Below are 6,190 nucleotides of genomic sequence, written 5' to 3'. Positions count from 1 at the left end.
GAACAGACGGGCACCTCGGAGGACCGTACTCCGAGGTGCCCGTCTGTTCGTGGGCCTGCCGGGGGCTACAGGCTCGCTATGGGGTTCCTCAGGTCGCCGACCAGTTGGAGTGCGCCTGACGGGTCCGACAGGTCGACCATCTGGCGGTTGTCGCGCAGCTGGAGCCGGTTGAGGCAGGACAGCGCGAACTCGGGGGCGAACATGTCGTACTGGGCGAACTTGTCGGCGAGTTCGGGCGTCGCGTGCTGGTAGTCGCGGACCGTGTCGGCGACCGTCCGCCAGAAGTCCTCCTCCTCCAGTACGCCCTCCTCGGCCAGATCGGCGGCGAGGAAGCGGAAGAAGCAGTCGAAGACGTCCGTGAAGATCGACAGGAGTTTCTTGTCGTCGGGGACGTCCACGCGCAGCCGCTCGACCGCCGGTGGGAGCACCGCCTGCGGGTCCATGACCGCGATCTCCTCGGCGATGTCCTTGTAGATCGCCCGCTCGACCACGCCGCCCTTCAGGACCAGGATGACGTTCTCGCCGTGCGGCATGAAGACCAGGTCGTAGGCGTAGAAGCTGTGCAGGAGCGGGGTGAGGTAGGCCTCCAGGTAGCGGCGCAGCCACTCCGTCGGGGTGAGGCCCGAGCGGGCGATCAGGGCCGCCGCGAAGCCGTGGCCCTCGTGGTCGACGTGGAGCAGGGAGGCCATCGTCGCCAGCGACTCGCCCTCCTGGAGCCCGGGGACGGGGCTCTCCCGCCATAGCGCGGCCAGCATCTTGCGGTACGGGGAGTACCGGTCGGTGGCGGCCTCGTACTCCAGGTGCCGGTAGCCGACGGCGGCGCGCTCGCGGATGATCGACAGGCCCGTCGACTTCAGCACCGGGTCGTTCTCGATCAGCCCGGCCAGCCAGTCGTTGATCGCCGGGGTCGCCTCCATGTAGGCCGCGGACAGGCCGCGCATGAAGCCCATGTTGAGGACGGACAGGGCCGTCTTGACGTAGTGCTTCGCGGGGTTGGAGGTGTTGAAGAAGGTCCGGATGGACTGCTGGGCCAGGTACTCGTCGTCGCCCTCGCCGAGCAGCACGAGGTGGCGCTGGGCGACCTCGGCGGCGAAGGTGACGGAGAGCTTGTTCCACCACTGCCAGGGGTGGACGGGGATGAACAGGTAGTCGGCCGGGTCGAGTTCCAGGTCGGTGAGGACGGAGGTGAAGCGGGCGACGGTCTCCGCGCCCAGCTCGTCCCGCAGGAACGCCTCGTACTCGATGCCGACGCCCGCCGTGAACGCCGCCCGGGAGCGGTGCGCGGCCAGCCAGACCAGGCGGACGGGGCTTGCCGTCTCGGGGGCGTACGCCAGGTACTCGTGGACGCCGAAGCCGAGGCGGCCGTTGTTGGCGACGAAGCAGGGGTGGCCCTCGGTCATCCCCGTCTCGATGGCCTGGAAACCGGCGTCCACCAGCTCGGCGACCGGGATCTGCGGTTTGGTCAGCTTGTAGCAGGTGCCGGAGAGGGTGGAGGAGATCTCCTCCAGGTAGACCGGGAGGATCTCGTCGCTCAGCCCCAGGGACCCCTTCAGTTCGATGAAGAAGTCCAGGGCGGCGAGGGGCAGGTCGACGCCGTCCCGGTGACGGGTGATCGAGTCGGCGTCGACCTGCCAGTGGTCGAGGGCGTAGCGCCGCGCGGTGAACCCGTAGCGGGTCTGTCCGTCGTCGCCGCGGACCTCGAAGCGGCCGTCGGTGGTGGCCTCCGGCGTGATGAGCCGCTCATGGGCGAACTCGGCGAGGGCTTTGCGGATGAGCAGGCGGTTGGCCCGTGCCCAGCGGTGGGGGGACAGATGCGCCACGGCGTCGGACAGGGTCATACGGGGACTCCTCGGGCGGCGAGGGGGCGACGGGCGAGGAACTGCTCGCGGGTGCAGAAGCTGAGCAGGGCGCGCTTCTCGGGCTTGTCGATCTCACGGTCGGGGACGAAACCGACGAACGCGTTGAGCGCGTGCACCGCCGTGTTGGACACGTCCGGCTCGACGACGACACGGCGGGTCGCCGGGTCCTCGAAGAGGTGCGCCATCACGGCGGTGATCACGGACCGGGTGAACCCGTGCACGGGGGTGTCCGTCGGTGGCACCAGGAAGTGCATGCCGACGTCGCCGGGCTCCGGCTCGTACAGGCCCACCAGCTCGCGGTGGGCCGGGTCGTACTTCTCCATGAGGAACGCGGGCTCGCCGTCTCCGAGGCCCAGCAGGGCGTGGTGGTGGGGGTCGGCCGCGATCTCCGTATAGGCGCGCTCGACGTCCTCCAGCCGGGCGTCCTGCATCATCCAGTACGCGGCCTTCGGATGCGTGACCCAGCCGTGCAGCAGTTCGGCGTCCGCCGGCGGGTCCAGGGGGCGGAAGGCGAAGGTCATACGGCGAACTCCTGGAAGGCGATGGTCTTCTCGACCGGGTAGTACTCGGTGCCCAGCAGCTCGCGGATGATGGACGCGTTGCGGTAGGCGCCCATGCCCAGGTCGGGCGAGGTGACGCTGTGGGTGTGGACGCCCGCGTTCTGGAGGAAGATCCCGCGGCCGGTGGTGTCGATGGCGTAGTTGCGGGCCACGTCGAAGCGGCCGTGGCCGTCGAAGACGAGCCGGTCGCGGATCGGGGCGAGGAACGCCGGCGGCCGGTAGTGGTAGCCGGTGGCCAGGACCAGGCCCTCGGTCTCGATCTCGAAGTCCTTGCCCTGCTCGTCCTGGCGGAAGCCGAGGGTGTACCGCCCGTCCTCGTGGGTGGCGCTGTTCAGGGTCGAGTTGGTGAGCAGCCGGGTGGGGACCGGGCGGCCGCCGGCGGTCACGTTCTTCTGGTAGAGCAGGTCGAAGATCGAGTCGATCAGATCCCCGTTGATGCCCTTGAACAGGCCCTTCTGCTGCTTCTCCAGCCGGTAGCGGGTGTTCTCGGGCAGCGCGCGGAAGTAGTCGATGTAGTCCGGGGACGTCATCTCCAGCGTCAGCTTGGTGTATTCGAGGGGGAAGAACCGCGGGGAGCGGGTGACCCAGTTGAGCTGGTAGCCGTGGACGTCGATCTCGGACAGCAGCTCGTGGTAGATCTCCGCGGCGCTCTGCCCGCTGCCGATGATCGTGATCGACTTCTTCTTCAGCAGCTCCGCCTTGCGGTGCATGTACCGCGCGTTGTGGAAGAAGTCGCCGCCGAGGCCCTCGCATGCCTCGGGGAGGTAGGGGACGGTGCCGGTGCCGAGGACCAGCCGACGGGCGTACAGGACGTCGCCGCCGGCCGTCCGCACGGCGTACACGTCGTCCTCGTACGTGACCTCGGTGACCGTCGTGCCGAAGCGGACGTTGCTCAGTCGGCTCGCGGCCCAGCGGCAGTAGTCGTCGTACTCGACGCGCAGGGGGTAGAAGTTCTCCCGGATGTAGAACGAGTACAGCCGGCCGGAGTCCTTCAGATAGTTGAGGAAGGAGTACGGCGACGTCGGGTCGGCGAGGGTGACCAGGTCCGACATAAACGGGGTCTGGAGGTGGGCGCCGTCGAGGAACATCCCCGAGTGCCACTCGAAGTGCGGCTTCGCGTCCAGGAAGATCCCGTCGAGTTCGGCGATGGGCTCGGTGAGGCAGGCCAGGCCGAGGTTGAAGGGTCCCAGGCCGATGCCGACGAAGTCGTGGACGTGCACGGCGGATTCAGGAAGCGACGCGGTCAAGGGATTCTCCCAGGTACTGCTCGGCGTGGCCGGCGATCAGATCGAGCACGGCGGCGATGTCGGCGACCGTGGTCTCGGGGTTGAGCAGGGTGAACTTCAGGTAGTGGCGGCCGCCCACCTTGGTGCCCGCGACCACGGCGTCGCCGGAGGCGAACAGGGCCTTGCGGGCGTACAGGTTGGCGCGGTCGATCTCGGCCGGGTCGGTGACGGCCTCGGGGATGTAGCGGTAGACCAGCGTGGACAGCCGGGGCTCCACCACCACGTCGTAGCGCGGGTCGGCGGCGAGCAGCCGCCAGCCCTCCTCCGCCAGGTCGCACACCTCGTCGAACAGCTCCCCGACGCCGTCGGCACCCATCGTGCGCAGTGTCATCCACAGCTTCAGCGCGTCGAAGCGGCGTGTGGTCTGGAGGGACTTGTCCACCTGGTTGGGGATGCGCTCGGTGACCATACGGCGCGGGTTGAGGTACTCCGCGTGGTACGTGGCGTGGCGCAGGGCCGCCCCGTCCCGGACCAGGACGGCGGACGAACTCACCGGCTGGAAGAAGGACTTGTGGTAGTCGACGGTGACCGAGTCGGCCCGCTCGATCCCGTCGAGCAGGGCGCGCCGCCTGCGGGAGACGAGCAGTCCGCAGCCGTAGGCGGCGTCGACATGCATCCACGCCCCGTACTGGGCGCACAGCTCGGCTGTCTCGGCCAGCGGGTCGATGGACCCGAAGTCGGTGGTTCCGGCGGTGGCGACGACGGCCATGGGGACGAGGCCCTCGGCCTTGCACCGTTCCAGCTCACGGGCGAGTGCCATGGTCTGCATCCGCTTGTCGGCGTCGACCGGGACGGAGACCACCGCGTCCTGTCCGAGACCCAGCAGCTTCGCGGACTTCTTCACGCTGAAGTGGCTGACCTCGGAGGCGAAGATCCGCAGTCGGGCGTGGTCGGCCGGCCCCTGCCACCCGCCGGGCCCCGGCTTTGCCTCCTCCCGGGCGAGGAGCAGGGCCTGGAGGTTGGACTGCGAGCCGCCGGAGGTGAACACGCCGTCGGCGGCGGGGCCGAACCCGACGCGCTCGTTGGTCCAGTCGATGAGTTTCCGCTCGATCAGCGTGCCGCCCGCGGACTGGTCCCAGGTGTCCAGCGAGGAGTTGACGGCGGACAGGACGGCCTCGCCGAGCACGGCCGGGATGACGACCGGGCAGTTGAGGTGGGCGAGGTAGCGGGGGTGGTGGAAGTAGATCGCGTCCCGGAGGTAGACGTCCTCGAGTTCGTCGAGGACGGCGGCCGTGTCGTGCAGCGGCTTGTCGAGGTCGATCCGCTCGATGGCGGGAGCGAGGGCGTCGACGCCGACGCCGGTGAACGGTCGGTCGGTGGTGGCGAGTTTGGCCGCCACCCGCTCCACGCCTTCGGTCACGGTGCGGCGGTACCGCTCCGCGGTCGTGTCATTGAGCAGGTGCGAGCGCATGGGGAGGTCCTCCGAGCGGGGGCGGTCCGGGTGGGACGGTGCGGCGGGAGTGGGGGCCGAGGAGCGAGGAGAGGGGCGGAATCACTCGTTTAACTTAGGTAAGCCTAGCCTAAGTAGACTGGCTGGAGTCATGCCCCGTCCGTGACCGTCATCACGTCAGTAATGCCTGGACGGTGGGCAGTTGGCGCGTCGGGTCTACTCGCCGCGCTCGCGCAGCTGTTCCTCCGTCAGGCCCTCACGCCAGTACCCGACGAAGGTCACGCGCCGCTTGTCGATCCCGCGCTCCCGCACGAGATGCCGGCGCAGCTCCTTGACCCGGCCGGACTCACCGGCGATCCATGCGTACGGAAGCTCGCCGGGCGGCAGCGGGGCGGCGCGGACGGCGTCCGGCGCGGACGGCGCGCCCTCGCCGCGCACCAGCCAGGTGATCTCGGCGTCGGCCTCGGTGGCCAGGTCCTGGATGTCCCCTGCGTGGCGGACCTCCAGCCAGACCCGTGCCGGCATCCCGGCGGGCAGCGACTCCAGGATCGCCGAGGCGGCGGGCAGCGCCGTCTCGTCCGCCCAGATCACCACCAGACCGGTGTCGGCCGGGGGCCGGAACCGGATCGCCCGGTTGTCGGCGACCGCCGGCCCGAGCAGCACGACCCGGTCCCCGGCCGACGCCTGCGACGCCCACCGCGACGCGGGCCCGGCGGGTACGGCGGCCCCCGGCTCCACCCCGTGCAGCACGAAGTCGATGTCGATGCCGACGGTCTCCCCGTGCACGTCGGTCCGCAGCCCCCGCAGCGTGTACGAGCGCATCACCGCCCGCACGTCGTCCGGCAGCTCCCGCCATGCCTGCCACCAGCCGTCGCCCAGCTCGTAGGGAACGACGGGGGCGTCCTGCCCCGGCTGCGGCAGGAACAGCGACAGCGACTGGTCCCTCCCGTCCGACAGGAAGAACCGCAGGTCGTCCCCCGCGAAGGAGACACGCACGACAGACGGCCCCAGCCGCTCCGTCCGCACGACCTGAAGAGAGAAGAAACGGAAGGGGGCGGCTACGGCCGTCGTCATGGGGGGGCTCCTGGATAGGGG

At 69.7% G+C, this 6,190-nt stretch carries 5 protein-coding genes; all 5 read right to left on the bottom strand.

The genetic code is table 11. The annotated features are described in order from the left end of the window. Positions 1 to 65 precede the first annotated feature (65 nt). The 5 genes from AOK15_RS27350 to AOK15_RS27330 all read right to left on the bottom strand — a co-directional run bounded on the left by AOK15_RS27350 (position 66) and on the right by AOK15_RS27330 (position 6,169). Positions 66 to 1,838, bottom strand: coding sequence for an IucA/IucC family protein (locus AOK15_RS27350; RefSeq protein WP_055521028.1), 1,773 nt, complete (start codon positions 1,836 to 1,838; stop codon positions 66 to 68). Further along, positions 1,835 to 2,380 (bottom strand): GNAT family N-acetyltransferase, encoded by a 546-nt coding sequence (locus AOK15_RS27345; protein WP_055521027.1) that lies wholly within the window; start codon positions 2,378 to 2,380, stop codon positions 1,835 to 1,837. Before AOK15_RS27345 ends, AOK15_RS27350 begins: the two co-directional genes overlap by 4 nt. Next, positions 2,377 to 3,666 (bottom strand): lysine N(6)-hydroxylase/L-ornithine N(5)-oxygenase family protein, encoded by a 1,290-nt coding sequence (locus AOK15_RS27340; RefSeq protein WP_055521026.1) that lies wholly within the window; start codon positions 3,664 to 3,666, stop codon positions 2,377 to 2,379. The genes AOK15_RS27345 and AOK15_RS27340 overlap by 4 nt, the downstream gene beginning before the upstream one ends. Next, the gene (gene desA, locus AOK15_RS27335) at positions 3,647 to 5,116 is read right to left on the bottom strand and encodes a lysine decarboxylase DesA (RefSeq protein WP_055521025.1); all 1,470 of its coding nucleotides are present in this window, start codon (positions 5,114 to 5,116) and stop codon (positions 3,647 to 3,649) included. The genes AOK15_RS27340 and desA overlap by 20 nt, the downstream gene beginning before the upstream one ends. A 195-nt stretch (positions 5,117 to 5,311) precedes the next feature. Then, on the bottom strand, positions 5,312 to 6,169 hold the full coding sequence (locus AOK15_RS27330) for a siderophore-interacting protein (protein WP_055521024.1): 858 nt from the start codon (positions 6,167 to 6,169) through the stop codon (positions 5,312 to 5,314). Positions 6,170 to 6,190 lie beyond the last annotated feature (21 nt).

Origin of the sequence: Streptomyces ossamyceticus, assembly GCF_001418475.1 — a bacterium.
Taxonomy (GTDB): domain Bacteria; phylum Actinomycetota; class Actinomycetes; order Streptomycetales; family Streptomycetaceae; genus Streptomyces; species Streptomyces ossamyceticus.
The sequence above is the reverse complement of the archived record's forward strand: the minus strand, read 5'-3'. Positions and strand labels throughout refer to the sequence as shown.